This window comes from Plantibacter sp. Mn2098, from assembly GCF_049319745.1.
Classification (GTDB): Bacteria; Actinomycetota; Actinomycetes; order Actinomycetales; family Microbacteriaceae; genus Plantibacter.
In genome coordinates this window covers 56,657-73,338 of the sequence record NZ_JBMOUH010000004.1, presented here as the reverse complement: position 1 = coordinate 73,338, position 16,682 = coordinate 56,657, and the positions used below count along the sequence as shown (strand labels likewise).

The 16,682-nt window shown below is 63.3% G+C and carries 14 protein-coding genes; 8 read left to right on the top strand and 6 right to left on the bottom strand.

Features of this window, described 5'->3' with window-relative positions; translation table 11 throughout:
- Positions 1-3: 3 nt before the first annotated feature.
- Together dnaN and dnaA are read right to left on the bottom strand one after the other, a co-directional pair.
- Complete coding sequence (gene dnaN, locus ACL9RL_RS07675) at positions 4-1,155, bottom strand: DNA polymerase III subunit beta (protein WP_422779638.1); 1,152 nt, start codon at positions 1,153-1,155, stop codon at positions 4-6.
- Between the two features lie 496 nt (positions 1,156-1,651).
- Positions 1,652-2,956, bottom strand: coding sequence for a chromosomal replication initiator protein DnaA (gene dnaA, locus ACL9RL_RS07670; RefSeq protein ID WP_422779849.1), 1,305 nt, complete (start codon positions 2,954-2,956; stop codon positions 1,652-1,654).
- 448 nt (positions 2,957-3,404) lie between these two features.
- On the opposite strand from dnaA, the gene rpmH reads away from it, so the two are divergent.
- From rpmH to ACL9RL_RS07630, 8 genes are all read left to right on the top strand, one after another.
- Entirely contained in the window at positions 3,405-3,542 is a 138-nt protein-coding gene (gene rpmH / locus ACL9RL_RS07665) for a 50S ribosomal protein L34 (protein WP_042541555.1), read from the top strand.
- A gap of 6 nt (positions 3,543-3,548) precedes the next feature.
- Entirely contained in the window at positions 3,549-3,908 is a 360-nt protein-coding gene (rnpA, locus tag ACL9RL_RS07660; RefSeq protein WP_422779637.1) for a ribonuclease P protein component, read from the top strand.
- On the top strand, positions 3,905-4,216 hold the full coding sequence (yidD, locus tag ACL9RL_RS07655; protein ID WP_422779636.1) for a membrane protein insertion efficiency factor YidD: 312 nt from the start codon (positions 3,905-3,907) through the stop codon (positions 4,214-4,216). Before rnpA ends, yidD begins: the two co-directional genes overlap by 4 nt.
- An 8-nt stretch (positions 4,217-4,224) precedes the next feature.
- Positions 4,225-5,205: a membrane protein insertase YidC gene (yidC, locus tag ACL9RL_RS07650; RefSeq protein ID WP_422779635.1), complete on the top strand. Its 981-nt coding sequence runs from the start codon at positions 4,225-4,227 to the stop codon at positions 5,203-5,205.
- An 8-nt stretch (positions 5,206-5,213) separates the two neighbouring features.
- Positions 5,214-5,717, top strand: a complete 504-nt coding sequence (locus ACL9RL_RS07645; RefSeq protein WP_422779634.1) for a protein jag — start codon at positions 5,214-5,216, stop codon at positions 5,715-5,717.
- A 29-nt stretch (positions 5,718-5,746) separates the two neighbouring features.
- Positions 5,747-6,400 carry a 16S rRNA (guanine(527)-N(7))-methyltransferase RsmG gene (rsmG, locus tag ACL9RL_RS07640; RefSeq protein WP_422779848.1) on the top strand — a complete coding sequence of 218 codons (654 nt, stop codon included), beginning with the start codon at positions 5,747-5,749 and terminating at the stop codon, positions 6,398-6,400.
- Positions 6,401-10,434: 4,034 nt separating this feature from the next.
- Positions 10,435-11,382 (top strand): ParA family protein, encoded by a 948-nt coding sequence (locus tag ACL9RL_RS07635; protein ID WP_422779847.1) that lies wholly within the window; start codon positions 10,435-10,437, stop codon positions 11,380-11,382.
- Positions 11,382-12,368 carry a ParB/RepB/Spo0J family partition protein gene (locus ACL9RL_RS07630; RefSeq protein ID WP_422779633.1) on the top strand — a complete coding sequence of 329 codons (987 nt, stop codon included), beginning with the start codon at positions 11,382-11,384 and terminating at the stop codon, positions 12,366-12,368. Before ACL9RL_RS07635 ends, ACL9RL_RS07630 begins: the two co-directional genes overlap by 1 nt.
- A 239-nt stretch (positions 12,369-12,607) precedes the next feature.
- On the opposite strand, the gene ACL9RL_RS07625 is transcribed toward ACL9RL_RS07630, so the two are convergent.
- The 4 genes from ACL9RL_RS07625 to trxB all read right to left on the bottom strand — a co-directional run bounded on the left by ACL9RL_RS07625 (position 12,608) and on the right by trxB (position 16,534).
- Entirely contained in the window at positions 12,608-13,567 is a 960-nt protein-coding gene (locus ACL9RL_RS07625) for a D-alanine--D-alanine ligase family protein (RefSeq protein ID WP_422779632.1), read from the bottom strand.
- Between the two features lie 31 nt (positions 13,568-13,598).
- The gene (locus tag ACL9RL_RS07620) at positions 13,599-14,921 is read right to left on the bottom strand and encodes a PLP-dependent aminotransferase family protein (protein ID WP_422779631.1); all 1,323 of its coding nucleotides are present in this window, start codon (positions 14,919-14,921) and stop codon (positions 13,599-13,601) included.
- Between the two features lie 267 nt (positions 14,922-15,188).
- The gene (gene trxA, locus ACL9RL_RS07615; protein WP_422779630.1) at positions 15,189-15,509 is read right to left on the bottom strand and encodes a thioredoxin; all 321 of its coding nucleotides are present in this window, start codon (positions 15,507-15,509) and stop codon (positions 15,189-15,191) included.
- Between the two features lie 47 nt (positions 15,510-15,556).
- A complete protein-coding gene (gene trxB, locus ACL9RL_RS07610; RefSeq protein WP_422779629.1) occupies positions 15,557-16,534 on the bottom strand; it encodes a thioredoxin-disulfide reductase in 978 nt (325 codons plus the stop codon).
- Positions 16,535-16,682: the final 148 nt, after the last annotated feature.

The following is a 16,682-nucleotide window of genomic DNA, read 5'->3' as shown; positions in this document are numbered from 1 at the left end:
ATGTCAGCGCAGCAGCAGGTTGGGCTGCAGCAGGTATTTGTAGCTGTCTGCGCCCGGCTGATCCTTTGACGATTGACTCGTGATGAGCATCGGACCGGGCTTGTTCGTGTTCTCCGTCTTGGTGAACGAGAACCGCACGAATTCGCTTCTGACGGCCGTGAGGCCGTCGATCAGGAATTGCGGCTTCAGTGAGAGCACGATGTCGTCGCCGGTGAGGAGTGCGTCAATGCTCTCCGAGGCCTGCGCCTGCTCGGATCCGATGGCCTCGAGTGTGAGGCCGTCGATGGTGAAGGTGAATCGGAGGGCGGCTTCTCGTTCGAGGACGAGCGACACACGCCTGGTCGCCTCGATGAGTTCCGCGGTGTTGATGATCGCGTAGTTGTCCACGACCTCGGGGAAGAGCCGCTTGACGGGAGGGAAGTTGCCCTTGATCAGCAGCGATGTGACCGTCTTGCGGTCGGCGCGGAACGCGATGAGCTCGCGGTCGTCGCGGTTGGTGATGGCCACGTTGATGTTGCCGCTGTGGCCGAAGGTCTTTCCGACCTCCTGCAGCGTCCGCGCCGGGACGAGCGCGGTGACGGTCTCGCTGGAGCCCGTCCCGGTACCGGCGTCCCAGTCGATCTCGCGGACGGCGACACGGTAGCGGTCGGTTGCGACGAGGCTGAGGCTGGTGTCGGAGACTTCGAGCTGCACACCGGTGATGACGGGGGTGACGTCGTCACGGCTCGCGGCGACCGCGACCTGGCTCACAGCCGTTGCGAATTCCTCCGCCGGAACGAGACCGAAGTCCGCGTCGACCTGCGGGATCGTCGGATATTCCTCGACCGGCATGGAACCGAGCGTGAAGTTGGCGGAGCCGCAGGACACCTGGATGCGGTTGTCCTCCTTGCTGAACCGCACTGGCGCGTTCGGCAGGCGGCTTGCGATGTCGGACAGGAGTCGTCCGTTGACGAGTGCTGTACCGGCTTCCTCGACCTCGGCGATGATCTCGGTCTGGCTGGAGACCTCGTAGTCGAAGGAGGAGAGCACAAGACCTTCTGCGGTCGCCTCGATGAGGATGCCGTTCAGAATGGGCAGGGTCGGACGCTGCGGGAGAAGTTTCACCGCAAACGAGACCGCCTCGCTGAATACATCCCGGTTGACGCTGAATCGCACGACAAGACCCCTGTCCTCAGGTACACGATGACGTCACCAATGCTAGTGGGTGCAGATAGGAGTGCGGTCAGGGAGTCCCCTCCCAGAACGCCTCCACACCTGTGGAGGACCCCGACTGGGGAAAGGTTGCTTGACGGTGAGATCGATTAATTAACGGTTAACAGTCTTAACCGGTGTGGAAACTGTGGATAACTCTGTCGAACCCGCTGAATCATTGGGAACTACAGGCATGGTACTTGTAGAACCCATGTGGGAACTGGGGAGTCGGCATGTGGTCCCGGAGGCCCCGACCCGAGGATTCACTCACAAGCGGTCGTGATTCATCCACATCTATCCACAAGTTATCCACAGTGTGTGAACACCGACGTGTGGAAACTCGTTCAGGCGCAGAAAAAGCTCCAAAACGGCTCAGCGCCTCTCAGAACACGAAATCGGGCCTTCGGCGACCGATGGTCGCGCGAAGGCCCGAAAACGTTCGTCAGGAGCGTTTGTGCGCTCAGGAGCCGTATCTGAGTTTCTGTTTGATGCGACTGGTCAGCTCGGTGACCTGGTTGTAGATGGATCGCTTCTCCTGCATGAGGTCCGTGATCTTGCGATTCGCGTACATCACCGTCGTGTGGTCGCGGTTCCCGAACAGCTGGCCGATCTTCGGCAGTGACAGGTTCGTCAACTCACGGCACAGGTACATGGCGATCTGTCGGGCGGTCGCCACTGCTTGCGAGCGACTCGACCCGTAGAGGTCGTCGACCGTCAGCTTGAAGTAGTCGGCAGTCGTGTTGATGATGTCGATCGGCGAGATGACGTTGTCGTCGTCGAGGCTGATGACGTCCTTCAGCACCGTCTGCGCCAGATTCATGTCCACGGCCGTGCGGTTCAGACTTGCGAACGCGACGACGCGGATGAGCGTTCCCTCGAGCTCACGGATGTTGCTCGACACCTTCGTGGCGATGAACTCGAGCACCTCGTCCGGGATGTGCAGCTTCTCGTTCTGCGCCTTCTTGCGGAGGATCGCGATACGGGTTTCGAGGTCGGGCGCCTGCACGTCCGTGATGAGACCCCACTCGAAGCGCGAACGCATGCGCTCTTCGAAGCCCGTGAGCGCCTTCGGCGGCAGGTCGCTCGTGATGACCACCTGCTTGTTGTGGTCGTGCAGCGTGTTGAAGGTGTGGAAGAACGCTTCCTGCGTCTCCGCCTTGCCCTGCAGGAACTGGATGTCGTCGATCAGCAGGATGTCGATGTCGCGATACCGGGACTGGAAGAACGAGCCGCGGTTGTTGGCGATCGAGTTGATGAAGTCGTTCGTGAACTCTTCGCTCGAGACGTACCGGACGCGGATGCCGGCGTACAGGTTCATGGCGTAGTGGCCGATGGCGTGCAACAGGTGGGTCTTGCCCAGTCCGGAGTCGCCGTAGATGAAGAGCGGGTTGTACGCCTTCGCCGGTGCTTCGGCCACGGCGACCGCTGCAGCGTGGGCGAACCGGTTCGACTGCCCGATGACGAAGTTGTCGAAGCTGTACTTCGGGTTCAACCTCGTGTCGTTCTCCCTTGCGGGGAGTGTGGGGGTCGGCGTGAGCTCAGGCTGCGGCGCGTACTCGAGCGGCGCAGGATCCTGCGGCTGATAGCTCTGGTCGTACTGCTCTTCCACGATCTCCGGGTTGACCACGATCGCGTAGTTGCCGACCGGGCCGCCGTTTTCGGGTGTGATGGTCGACAGCGCTGCGACGATCGGTGCACGCATGCGCTGATTCAGCATGCCCATCGTGAAGTCGTTCGGCACTTCCAGATAGAACGTGCCGCCCATAATCCCCTTGGGGACGACAAGATTCAAAAAACCTCGAAGCGGCGGTGTGACGCGGTCGTCGACCGCCAGGATCTCGAGCACCGATTGCCAGGTCCCAGCGATCGCATCATCGGCGTCCGACATGTTCTCCCCACGTTTACTCACAGGTTCATCCACAGGGAGTCCCCTGAGATTCCGGGGCTTTTGGCGGTTTGGACCGCTCTCTGTGCATAACCCGAGCACTCACGGTAACAACAGGAAGCCCGAGTCCCAAATCACTGTACGACCGGGCCGCGTGTCACTGCTAGCGATTGTGAGAATCCTGTGGATAATCGATCTTTTGCGTGTGGCCGGTTTGACCTATCAGGACGTAGGCCGTAGCTTTAATCAGTTGACTTCTGCCTGCGGGCACCCTTCCGTACCCTGCTGCCACCTGTGCAGTGGTGAGTCATGATCCGGAGATCAAATTATGAGCAAGAGAACGTTCCAGCCGAACAACCGCCGTCGCGCCAAGAAGCACGGCTTCCGTCTGCGCATGCGTACGCGTGCCGGCCGCTCCATCCTGTCGGCCCGCCGGGCCAAGGGTCGCACGGAACTCTCCGCGTAGAACCCGGTGCTCACCAAGGCGAACCGGATCACCGCCGCTGACGACTACCGAGGGGTAGTTCGTCGCGGGGCCCGGTTCGTCGGGGCGAACACCGTGCTGTACGTACGCAAGAACCCGGAGGGCGGTACGCCGCGCTTCGGGTTCATTGTCGCGAAAACCGTAGGGAACGCCGTGACACGCAACCTGGTCAGACGCCGCTTGAAGGCGATCTGTCACAGCAGGCTGGCTTCGGCGTCCCCTGGCGTCGATGTTGTCATCCGCGCGTTGCCGCCTTCGGCGACCGCACCGTGGGCGGATCTCGATGCAGAGGTCCACCGTTCTCTGCTGAAGAGCGGAGCGATCCGAGTGAGTGGATCGACACTATGAACACCCTGGTCTCAGCCGTTGTTCTGACTCCGCGAAATGCGGCCGTTCTGGCCCTTCGCGGGTATCGTGCTGCGATCTCCCCGTTGTACGGCGATGTCTGCCGGTACTATCCCAGCTGTTCCGCGTACGCTTTGGGTGCTGTTCAGCAGCACGGCGTCGTCATCGGATCAGCACTTGCAGCTGCGCGCATCGCGCGCTGCCACCCCTGGGCCGCCCCACGCTTCGATGAAGTGCCGCCCAAGAAGAATTTCCGTTACAGCGTGACGCCACACGGATTTGTTGTGAACCCGAGCCACGGAAAGGGCTGACCCGCACGATGGACATTATCGGCACACTTCTCTGGCCGCTCAAGTGGGCGGTCGAATTGCTCCTGGTGGGCTGGCACCTCCTGTGGACGGCAATCGGCCTCGACCCCGCGGCCGGCCTCACCTGGGTGCTGTCGATCGTCGGTCTTGTGCTCGTCGTTCGCGCCGCGCTCATCCCGCTGTTCATCAAGCAGATCAAGAGCCAGCGCAAGATGCTCGAGATCGCACCTCAGATGAAGAAGGTGCAGGAGAAGTACAAGGGCAAGCGGGACCAGGCCAGCCGTGAGGCGATGTCTCGCGAGACCATGGAGCTCTACAAGAAGCATGGAACAAGCCCGGTCAGCGGCTGTTTGCCGCTGCTCGTGCAGATGCCGATCTTCTTCGCCCTGTTCTCCGTGCTCAACGACGCACAGAAGAGCAAGGCCGGCGTCGGTCCACTGAATGCGACGCTCGCCGTCCAGTTCGGTGACGCGAACCTCTTCGGCATCGCGCCGCTGCACACCAGCATGCAGGCCGCGTTCGCCATGACTCCGGTCAACTGGGCCGTTGTTGTGATCGCCGGCATCATGGTCATCCTCATGACGTCGTCGCAGTTCATCACCCAGCTGCAGATCGTCTCGAAGAACATGTCCGCCGAGACCAAGGCGAGCCCGCAGTTCAAGCAGCAGCGGATCCTCCTCTACATCCTCCCGTTCGTCTTCCTCTTCTCCGGTTTCGCGTTCCCGCTGGGTGTCATGTTCTACTGGCTGACCTCCAACATCTGGACGATGATCCAGCAGTTCCTCGTCATCCGGAACATGCCGACGCCCGGCTCAGAGGCCGCGAAGGCTCGTGAAGAACGCCTTGCTCGCAAGGGCAAGCTGGTGAACCCCAACGGTGAGATCATCGTTGTCAACGAGACGACCGAGAACCAGAAGAAGACCACCCAGCGTCAGCAGCCCATGGGCAAGGCCCGTGCGAAGAAGCAGCAGACCGACGGACGAGACAAGTAGGAGTAGTTGTGACTGACCAGGAACTGGCCGACGTGCAGGTCGACGTACCCACGATCACGCAGCTCGAAGAAGAAGGCGACGTCGCCGCTGACTACATCGAGGAATTCCTCGACATCTGCGACATCGACGGCGACATCGACATCGATGCCCGCAACGGTCGCGCCTATGTGTCGGTGGACTCCCCCACCGACAGCAACCTCCGTCTGCTGTCCCGTCCCGAGACGGTGAACGCGTTGCAGGAGCTTGCTCGTCTCGCAGTTCAGAACCGCACTGGCGGATTTTCGCGGTTGATCCTCGACATCGGCGGGTCCCGTGAGGCTCGCCAGCAGGAGCTCGGCGCACTCGTCGACCGGGCCATCGAGCGTCTCGAAGCCGGGTCGACCGAAGCCGCACTCCCCCCGATGTCGAGCTACGAGCGCAAGCTGGTCCACGATGTCGTGTCCGGCCGCGGCTTCGTTTCCGAGTCGCACGGTGAGGGCCGCGATCGCCACACCGTGATCACCCGCTCTTGAGCGACGTTCCACGTGAAACCGGGACCCCGTTGGATTCCCTCGAAGTCGAGCCCGCTGAAGCGGCGCTGTTGTTCGGGTCGGAGATCGAACGGGGTCGCGCTTTTGCGATGAACCTTGCCACCCACGGCGAGACGTTGGGCCTGATCGGTCCACTCGAACTCCCCCGCCTGTGGACGCGCCACATCCTGAACTGCGCCATCGTCGCCCCGTTGCTGCGGCCGGGTCGCGTGGGTGACGTCGGTTCCGGCGCCGGGCTCCCGGGCCTGGTGTTGGCGATCGCCCGTCCTGACGTCGACTTCGTGCTCATCGAGCCGATGGAGCGGCGCATTGCTTGGCTGAATGATCAGGTGGCTGAGCTTGGTCTACAGAACGTGACGGTGACACGCGCTCGCGCAGAAGAGGCGCGGTTGAGCGATCCGCTCGATCAGGTCACCGCGCGTGCGGTCAGCGCGCTTCGCAAGCTCCTCCCCCTCACCGCTCCCCTGTTGCGTGATGGTGGACAGCTCGTTCTGATGAAGGGCGCTGGCGCTCAAGCCGAGGTCGATGCGTCGACGAAGGAGCTCCGCAAGTACAAGGTCAGCGATGTCTCGGTCGAGACCCTCGGTGAAGGCGTCTTGTCTGAACCAACGCGCGTGATCCTGGGTACTGTACGTGCTCCGCGAGAAACGACGCCGTCGAGCTGACGACGCGCATTTCAATCGGTCGGCGGCTGCCCTCAATCGAGGATGTGGTTACGTGGTTGGTGTTGAGTTGGCTGCGTAGCCTCCTGGTCAGCGGTGTGCTCATTGGACCGCTTCTACGCGCCTGATATACGTAACGTTTGCATATTTTCACCGGCTTCTTGTTCAGGTTGCAGTGCTGTTGCGTCCGAGGGCGCCGACCATTCGAGCTAGCCATCGGTGTTGGAGGGTCAAACTCGTCGATTCTGGACGTCTGACACGTTGGCTCCTGACGAATCGGCGTTCGAACATCGGCTGTTTTTGGGTGATTTGGTTCGTCAGGAGCCATTCTCTGCTCCCCGATGTCAGGTTTCCGCCGGATTTTCGGACCGGTTTTGGGCGATTTTTGGTCCGGTTGAACGGATTCCGCCCGATGCTGGTGGTCGGGCACCTCGATTCCAGGGATCCGCACCATGTGTTGTGGCGCGCTTGGACGATGTGTGGTGTGAGATTCCGTAGGTAGGGCGGGTGTCGACTCGCGTGAGCTCGGGCGCCCCGGGTGACGCAGTTGGAAGCCGGGAGGAAGACTGTTTCGTCGTGTGGACGTGCGCTTGTCGTTGGTGGCGCACTTCGGGGACTCGGCATTCATTCGGCGCGTATGTCGGTCTCTGACAGATTGGGCAGTGAACTCCTCCTGATGCAAGGTCGCTGTCAGAGAGATAACGCGTGTCCCATTCGAACGAAGTTCGACTCGTTGAGCACCACAGCTTCTGGGCGGAGTGGATGTGGTCCACTGTTTATCGAAGACGATTCAGACAGGCTGGGCGTGAGTTGCCATGGGGTCGGCATGTTGCGGTGGAGTCGAGGGGCAGCCAGTGTTCGGCGTGCGCTGAGGGCGGGTGGTCCACGACTGAGCGGTGGGCGAGGGGCCTATGGACCGGGCGAGACCGCCGGCGTGGCTGGTGTGCTGCCCGCCCTATTGGTGGTGCTGACGGTGATTACCGGTGTCGGTATTGCTGTTGCCGCTTCTCTCGGTTTCTGCTGGGGTGTTCCTGGTACTGCGCCCGCTGCGGACGCGGTGGTGTGTTGATCGGTGTGGCACGCCGATCGGTGTGAGGTGGTGAGTGTGATGCGCATGGTGCTGGAGTGTTGAATGAGCCAGATGCGCACCCGCACACGCGTGTGGTTCGGGCTGTTCGAGTGACACAGAAGGTTCGGGGAGCCGCGTTACCGAGCCTTGGGACGAGGGCCCGTTCGACACAGTTCTGCGTGTGGTGCAGATGCACCATGCGTTGATTGCGGGGCTACGCGTTGTCCCACGCGGTTGATTCAGTGAGTTCGGCGAGGTGGTTGCCGGGCTCCCGGGCTCTCTATTGCGTCGATTCCGTCACACATCGGCCGCGCTGCCGGATACACTCCCCGAGACCTTGATCTCATGCAGCGTTTCACGTGAAACTATCCAGGCCCAGCCTTGTGCTGGACTGTCTCTTGGTTGTGCGGGTGCCGTCCCGGGCTGGAGCACGGGACAGAACCGCAGTGTTCCCGCGGCGGATGTCGGTGGGCCAGGCACCGATTCATTCACATGCGGCGCGATGCCCGGATGTCCCAATACAGCGGCAACGCTCCTGTGGGTGTCGCGCGGACATGACCGACTTCAGTCGCACGACGTAAGCATTCAAGTCGACGGGATGCGCAGAACGGTCCAAACGAAGCCGCATGGGCGGCTCCCTGACGTCAAGATCAGTATCGCGGCGAAGTCGCGACCGTGGCCTCAATGAGTGGTCGCTCGAGCGACCGTTTCACGTGAAACATGCCGCTGCCGCTGCCGCTGCCGCTGCCGCTGCCGCTGCCGCTGCCGCTGCGCTGTCACAGCCTCCCCTCCCCCACCTATTGCCATATCTCCTCAGTTCCGATCGGCTAGGCATCTGCGGCTTCTTGCGTGAGGATCCAACCCTCCTGAACCATGAGCCACTCTGAGCATGAACCGGTGACCAGGCGCCGGGTCGCCGCGCCGCCGCCGTGACCCGTCGTGAGCGGAGACAAGCCTCTTCATGTTTCACGTGAAACATGCACTCGGTGTCACCCGGCGCGCTGAGGAGCTGGAGACCTATCCGGTGTTCATTGGAGGGAAGCCCGCCCCTGGGGCCCTCGGCGCCACGCGCCACCACGGGTCAATTCGGCCCGCGCGGTGACCTGGCGGCGTGTGGCGTGAACTCATGGGGCACGTCGGGCCTGACGCTCGTCCGGCAACCGTTGGACTTGTGGATATCCCCTCACCTCCGCGCCACATCTCTCTTTCCCTCTTCCATTTCTCCACCCCTCCTCCCCCGCCATTCCTCTTCCTCTTCAACCACTCGGTCCGAGCGTTTCACGTGAAACGTGTCGCCAGGCCGTTCGCGCGCGTCGCGCGTTTCTGTAGCACGCTGGTGCGTGGCGCGGTACCAGCGGGACGACCTAGATGGGCGCACAGAGTGCGCCTGCTGCTCACACTCGTACATAGTTCGCAGCGGCTCGGCGCCTCGACGACCAATCCCGTTGCGCGTCAGAGATACAGCCGCACGCGTTGGACCCGTGCGCTCCGCGCCATATCCGACCTCATGTCTCTTGCCGATAGCCTGCGGTGATCGCGAGAGTCCGTGGTGGCGTTCGTGCTTTCAGAATGGTGCTGTCAGAGCCACCGTGACTGCGGCATCGCACGCTTGAGTAGTCGACTCCGCCCCGTGCTGTCGGCGTGACGCCGTACGGGGATACGAGACGCAACAGTGGTCGGCACATTGGCTGTTCTGGATATGCGTGGGTGTGGGGCTGCTTGAGGTGAAGCGCGAGTAGCAAGGGGCTGCACCCCCTCATGTGGTGGGCAACGCTGGCGGAGAGTGGGGTCGGTCCGGCATTAGCGACACTGAGTCAAACAAGGGCGGACATATCTCTTCCCGGCTCCCAGTCTGCGAGCATCGATGGGTTCGTGATGGAGAGGCGGACCTCGGAATCTGGGGCGGTAGCTCACCTGGTGCCGGGTGGCACCGTGGGCAACTCATGCGGTTTCTGGACTGGAGGGTGGGTTCGAGCACCGTGCCACACACTCCCCCGTGGTGTGAAGGCATGTGTCACGTCCGGACACGGCGCCGTCCGACGCACATGGCGGTGGATGCTCACAGAGCTATCCACAGTGTCCACAGCGGGCTCGTCGACTTGTGGATAACTCTGTGGAATCGAGAATCAATCCACACCCTCATCCACAGGCTCGTGTGGCGCAACGGAACGGTTATGCGAGCTGTACATCCGCGAGATATGTGCATATCCTCAGCGTCGCGAGTTCCCGCCACATGATGCGGCTACTGATGCCCCTGCCGATTTGACCCCCACTTTTCCCGTGTTTCCGGGGTTCTCGAGGATCGAATTTCGTTACGGCTCGTGAGTCTGCGTGAGCGAGCGAACCGAATTTCGTTCCGGTGGTGCAGCACTGCATCCCGGGCGTGTTGACGCATTCCAGTTTCCACGGCAGTTATCCACAGCTACATCCACATGGGGATAGCTTGTGGATAACCATGTGCAGAACCCGGCAATCCAGCTGGGTGCCGGGCTGCTTCTGGCGACGCCTCACGGGATGGATGACGCGACATGTTGTCGAGCTCCGACCGCCTACGCACACCTGGCGCGTCCAACCGACGACGATGTCAGCCACCGGTGGCCGGCGAGGATGCCACACCCACGCGGACTCTCGTCGCGCGCGGGTGAGGCGTGGAGAGGCTCCGCTCAGTCGCGTATCGGCGGGCTATCGAACGGCCACCCAGTGCCCGCTCAGCGCCCTCCCGGTGTCGTGACTGACGGGCGCGCGACGACATGGCGCTGCGTCCTGCAGAAGGGCGTCGGTAGGCCACTGGTCACGGCTGACAGTCCGCCAATCGGCTCCTGTCCCGCAGATGAACGGGCGCCCGAATTGCCGCATACCCGAGGGATCTCCCGCATCGCAGAGAGGGGGTCCGCTGGTACGGTTGAAGGATACGTTTCGATCGAGAAGGTTTCACGTGAAACAACCTGAACCAACGCACTCCGCTGCTCTGACGCGCGATTCAGTTGGTGGCGGATTCGACTCGTCCACGCCGCTGGCGCGAGAGCTTCATGATCTGACTGAGAGGCGAAAGGTTCTGGCGCACACATCCCTTCCCCTCCCCGAGCGCACCCGTGTCTTCACGGTCTCGAACCAGAAGGGCGGCGTCGGAAAGACGACGACGACCGTCAACATCGGTGCCGCACTGGCGCAGTCCGGTGCGCGCGTCCTGGTGATCGACCTCGACCCACAGGGAAACGCTTCGACGGCACTCGGGGTCGCGCATCACGCAGAGGTGCCGAGCGTCTACGACGTGCTGATCGACGACTTCCCGCTCGCGGACGTCGTCCAGCAGAGCCCGGAGTTCCCGACCCTGTTCTGCGCGCCTTCGACCATCCACCTCGCCGGTGCCGAGATCGAGCTGGTGTCGCAGGTCGCCCGTGAGCACCGTCTGCGGACAGCCCTGGAACAGTTCCTCTCCGACGCGGACGAGATGTTCCACTACGTCCTCATCGACTGCCCGCCGTCGCTGGGCCTCCTGACCATCAACGCCTTCGTGGCGGCCAAAGAGGTCATGATCCCCATCCAGTGCGAATACTACGCCCTGGAGGGCCTCAGCCAGCTCCTGAGCAGCATTCAGCTCATCCAGCGCCACCTCAACCCGGGCCTCAACGTGAGCACTATTCTGCTGACGATGTACGACGGGCGCACAAACCTGGCGCAGCAGGTCGCCCAGGACGTCCGCGATCACTTCACCGGGCAGGTCCTCGACTCGATCATCCCCCGCGCCGTCCGCATCTCCGAAGCGCCGAGTTTCGGTCAGAGCGTCATCACCTACGACCCGACCTCATTGGGTGCCGTCTCGTATCTCGAAGCGGCCGCTGAAATCGCCAAGCGATGGCAGCCTGCAGCATCGTCCGACTCGTCGGACACGAACAACCAGGGAGCAACTCACTGATGGCAACGAAGCGAACTGGACTCGGCCGCGGCATCGGGGCGCTCATCCCCAACCAGGACAGCCAGGCCTCCCGCCCCGTCGACGTGTTCTTCCCGGACAACCAGGCGAGTGCACGCAAGGACGCAGAAGCTGCGACCAAGACCGTCGAAGCCGAACCGACTCCCGACCTCATCGACGTCCCAGGGGCACGCCTCGCGCACCTCGACCCTGCTTCGATCGTTCCGAACGCCAACCAGCCGCGAACTGTCTTCGTGGAGGAGCACCTCGCGGAGCTCGTCGTCAGCATCCGCGAAGTGGGTGTGCTGCAGCCGATCGTGGTGCGTCCCCTCGCTGGTGAACCCGGCCGGTACGAACTCATCATGGGTGAGCGCCGGCTGCGTGCATCGAAGGAAGTCGGTCTCGAAACCATTCCGGCGATCATCAAGGACACCGCTGACGAAGCGATGCTCCGTGACGCCCTCCTGGAGAACCTTCACCGCTCTCAGCTCAACCCGCTCGAAGAGGCGTCCGCCTACCAGCAGTTGCTCGCCGACTTCGGGATCACGCAAGACGAACTCGCGACGCGCATCGGACGGTCCCGCCCGCAGATCAGCAACACGATCCGTCTGCTCAAGCTCCCGGCGCCCGTGCAGAAGCGCGTGGCCGCCGGTGTGCTGAGTGCAGGTCACGCGCGGGCCATCCTGTCCCTCACCGACGCCGAGTCGCAGCAGCGCCTGGCGGACAAGATCGTCAACGAGGATCTCTCCGTGCGCTCGGCCGAAGCTGCGGCCGGCAAGATCAATCCGCCGAAGAAGGCGAAGCCCTCAGCCGGTGCTCGTCGTGGTGCACTCGATGAGATCGCCGAACGCCTGGGTGATCGTCTCAACACGCGCGTGAAGGTCACGTTGGGTGCAACGAAAGGCCAGGTCGTGGTCGAGTTCGCGACCATCGCCGACTTGAATCGCATTCTGGCTGAGATCGGCGAGCCTGGGTTCGGTCAGTCGTAGCGAGACATGCATCGCGGCGGCGTGTTTCACGTGAAACATCGCCCTTCGACAAGCTCAGGGACCGCGCGACTCACAGCGTGGAAGTCAGGACCCTTCGACGGGCTCAGGGACCGGTGCGGCGCACGACGCGGAGATGCGGGCCCTTCGACGGGCTCAGGGACCGCGGGTGGCTCAGGTGAAGGGCGCAAGGATGCCCGGTCACTGAGCTTGTCGAAGTGACCGGGCATCCTTGCGCGGCGTCAGGACTCGTCGGCTATCGCTGCTTCGACGAGGTCGCTGTACACCTCGGACAGCTTCAGGCCTGCGGCCGTGATCGCGAGGGGAACAAGCGAGGTCTCCGTGAGACCAGGCAGCACGTTCGCCTCCAGGAACCACGGCTTGCCGGCCTCGTCGACGATGAGGTCGATGCGCGACAGGTGCCGAAGCCCCAACAGTGTGTGCACCTCAATGGCGATCTCAGCCGCGCGCTCCGCGATTTCCGTGCTGATCCGGGCCGGAGCGTAGAACGTGGTCTCCCCCGCGTTGTACCGGGCCTCGAAGCTGTACACACCTGAACGCGGAACGATCTCCACGGCCGGCAGGGCGCGCGGACCGTCGCCGGTGTCGATGATCGAGATCGCCAGCTCCGTGCCGGTGATCTTGCGCTCGATGAAGGCGACATCGCTGTACGTGTACGCCTGGACCATCGCGCGCGGGAGCTCGGCCGCGTCGGAGATGATCGTCACGCCCTGAGCCGATCCCCCACGAGCCGGCTTGACGACCGCGGGCGTGCCGATGGTCTGCAGCACCTCCGTCAACACGCTCGACGCACCCAGCTCACGGAAGGTCTCTGTCGGCAGCGTGATCCACTCGGGTGTGTCGATGCCGGCACGAGAGGCGAGCACCTTGGCCGTTGGCTTCGTCCACGCGAGGCTCGCGCCTTCAGAGTGGGACCCGACGTAGCGGACGCCCTTCGTGCGCAGCAGCGCCTGCAGGGCGCCGTCTTCCCCGCTGGCGCCGTGCAGTGCAGGCCAGACGACATCGACGGTGCCCTCAGACAGCGATGCGAGCAGATTCGCGTCGGGGTCGCGTTCGGTGATCCGGTGTCCGGCCGCCTGGAGCTCCTCCGCGACGCGACGTCCCGACCGCAGCGAGACATCACGTTCGTGTGAGATGCCACCAGCCAACACGAGGACGTTGCGCTGAATCTTCTTGGTCATGATCAGGCCTTTTCTCTCTGCCGAAATTTCGTCAGGACAGGTTGGGTGGCGGTGCGTTGAACTTGGTTGGGCCCGTGACGATGTCGAGGCTGCCCGTGCCGGCGAAGGTGTTGAGGAGATCGAGCTCCCCGTTCACGACCGTCGCGAGTCGGCGGATTCCGAGCTTGATCGCCTCAGGGGTCGGATAACAGAACGACAGACGGATGTTCCGACGACCGTCGCCATTGGCGAAGAACGCCGTGCCCGGCGTGTAGGCGACGAGTTCCTTCACTGCCCGCGGCAGCATCGCCTTCGAATCGAGCTGCTCCGGCAGGGTGAGCCAGACGTAGAACCCGCCGTTGGGGTTCGTCCACGAGCACGAGGGCAGGTACTCCTCCAGTGCTTCGAGCATCGCGACCTTGCGTTCGCGGTACACACCGCGGAAGGTGTCGATCTGCTGCTTCCAGTCGGCCTGCTCCAGATACTGCGAGACCACCATCTGACTGAACGAGGACGGACTGAGCACAGCCGCCTCGTTCGCGAGGATGAGCTTCTCACGGATCGCGTGCGGAGCGAGTGCCCACCCAACCCGGAAACCAGGGGCGAGCGTCTTGGAGAAGGTGCCGAGGTACACAACACCGTCCTGATCGACCGAGCGCATGGCCTGAGGCGGCGGGCCGTCGAAGTAGAGCAACCCGTACGGGTTGTCCTCAAGGACGAGGATGTTGTTCTGCTGGCAGATCTCGATGATCTCCAGGCGCCGCTCCCAGCTGAGCGTGACACCGGCCGGGTTGTGGAAGGACGGGATCGTGTACAGGAACTTGATCGACTTGCCCGCAGCGCGGAGGCTCGCGATGTGCTCACGGAGCGCTTCCGGGATGAGACCGTGCTCATCCATGGGGACGTGGTCGACCTCGGCCTGATAGCTGTTGAAGATGACCATGGCAGTCACATAGCTGGGGCCCTCCGAGATGACGACGTCACCCGGGTCCAGGAAGAGTTTGCTGAAGAGCTCCAACGCATGCTGGCTGCCCGTCGTGACCACGACATCGCCGGCGCTCCCCTTGATGCCCTCGAGCGCCATGACGTCGAGGATCTGCTCGCGGAGTTTGGGAACGCCCTGACCGGAGCCGTACTGCAGCGCCGTCGGGCCCTGCTCGCGGATGACACGATCGGCGGCATCGAGAACCAGCTCACGCGGGAGCGCGGACACGTACGGCATCCCGCCGGCGAGTGAAACGACCTCAGGACGGCTGGCCACGGCGAACAGGGCTCGGACCTCACTGGCCGCGAGGCCGGCCGTGCGGGCGGCATAGTGGCCGTACCACGGGTCGAGACTGTTACCGCTGGTCGTGGGGATGCCCTGGTGTGACACGTTCCATCCGATCTGTGTGACTGCTCAATGGTAATGCGAAAGCTGGGGTGTTCTGGTGCGAGGCGGGTGATGGTGGTCCAGGAGAGGGGGATTGGACCTGGGGTGCGTGGGGGACGGACCCTTCGACAGGCTCAGGGACCGACGCCGTTCGACAAGCTCAGGGACCGACGCCGTTCGACAAGCTCAGGGACCGACGCGGGCGAGGCGGGTACGAGAGAACCCGCCCGGCTCCAGGAGCCGGACGGGTTCGAAAACGCTCGAGGTCGGCTACGCCAGGTAGGCGGCCAGGTCGGCCTCGAGGGCAGGCTTCGGCTTCGCGCCGATGACGGTCTTGACGACGTCGCCGCCCTGGAAGACCTTCATCGCGGGGATGGAGGTGATCTGGTACTTCATCGCGAGGTTCGGGTTCTCGTCGACGTTCAGCTTGAGAACGGTGATCTTGTCGCTGTTCTCCTCACCGATCTTGTCGAGGATGGGTCCGACGGCGCGACACGGGCCGCACCATTCAGCCCAGAAGTCGACGAGGACGGGCTTGTCGCTCTTGAGGACCAGTTCGTCGAACGTGGCCTCGGTGACAGCTGCTGACATTGGGTTTCTCCTTCGTGGTGCCCTGGTCGATGCGCCAGGGCGGTCGGTCAAGCGGTGGTGGTGGCGAGGGCGGCGTCAGCCGCCCCGGCTTCCCCCGCGGCCTGCTCCAGGTCTGCGAGGAAGTGTTCGGCGTCGAGCGCCGCGACGGTCCCGCTGCCGGCAGCCGTGATGGCCTGACGGTAGGTGGGGTCGATGACATCGCCGGCGGCGAAGACACCCGGGAGGTTGGTCTTGGACGAGCGGCCCTTGACCGCGATGGTCCCCTCAGGCGCGAGGTCCAGCTGACCGTGCACGAGGTGCGTGCGGGGGTCGTTGCCGATCGCGATGAAGAGGCCGCCGAGCGGGAGGTGCGATTCCGTGCCGTCGACCGTGTTCCGCAGCTGCACGCCATCGACCGCGTCGTCACCGGTGATGCCCGTGACTTCGCTGTTCCAGATGAACTCGATCTTCTCGTTGGAGAAGGCGCGCTCCTGCATGATCTTCGACGCGCGCAGCGTGTCCTTGCGGTGGATGACGTACACCTTCGACGCGAAACGCGTGAGGAAGGTGGCCTCCTCCATGGCGCTGTCGCCGCCGCCGACGACGGCGATGGTCTTGTCCTTGAAGAAGAAGCCGTCGCACGTCGCGCACCAGGAGACGCCGTGGCCGGAGAGACGCTCTTCGTCATGGATGCCGAGCTTGCGGTACGCGGAACCCGTCGCGAAGATGACCGCGTGGGCCTCGTGGACGTCGCCGTTGCCGAGGGTGACCTTCTTGACGTCGCCGCCGAGCTCGAGCGACGTGACGTCGTCGTAGACGACCTCCGTGCCGAACCGCTCCGCCTGCTCCTGGAACTTCATCATGAGCTCAGGACCCTGGATGCCCTCGGGGAAGCCCGGGAAGTTCTCGACCTCGGTCGTGTTCATGAGCTCGCCGCCGGCCTCGACGGACGATGCGATGACCAACGGCTTGAGGTCGGCGCGTGCCGCGTAGATGGCCGCGGTGTATCCGGCTGGTCCTGATCCGATGATGATGACCTGACGCACGCTGCTGCTCCTTGGTATTCGGTGAAGCCCGAGCCCGCATCCGAGCCTGAACTGGCTCGTGCGCGGCGGCCGCACGGCTGTGCGACTGAAGCTTTCGGACGGTGTAACACATCCTAACTGCAGGCTATTCCGCCCTCACGGCGGCTAC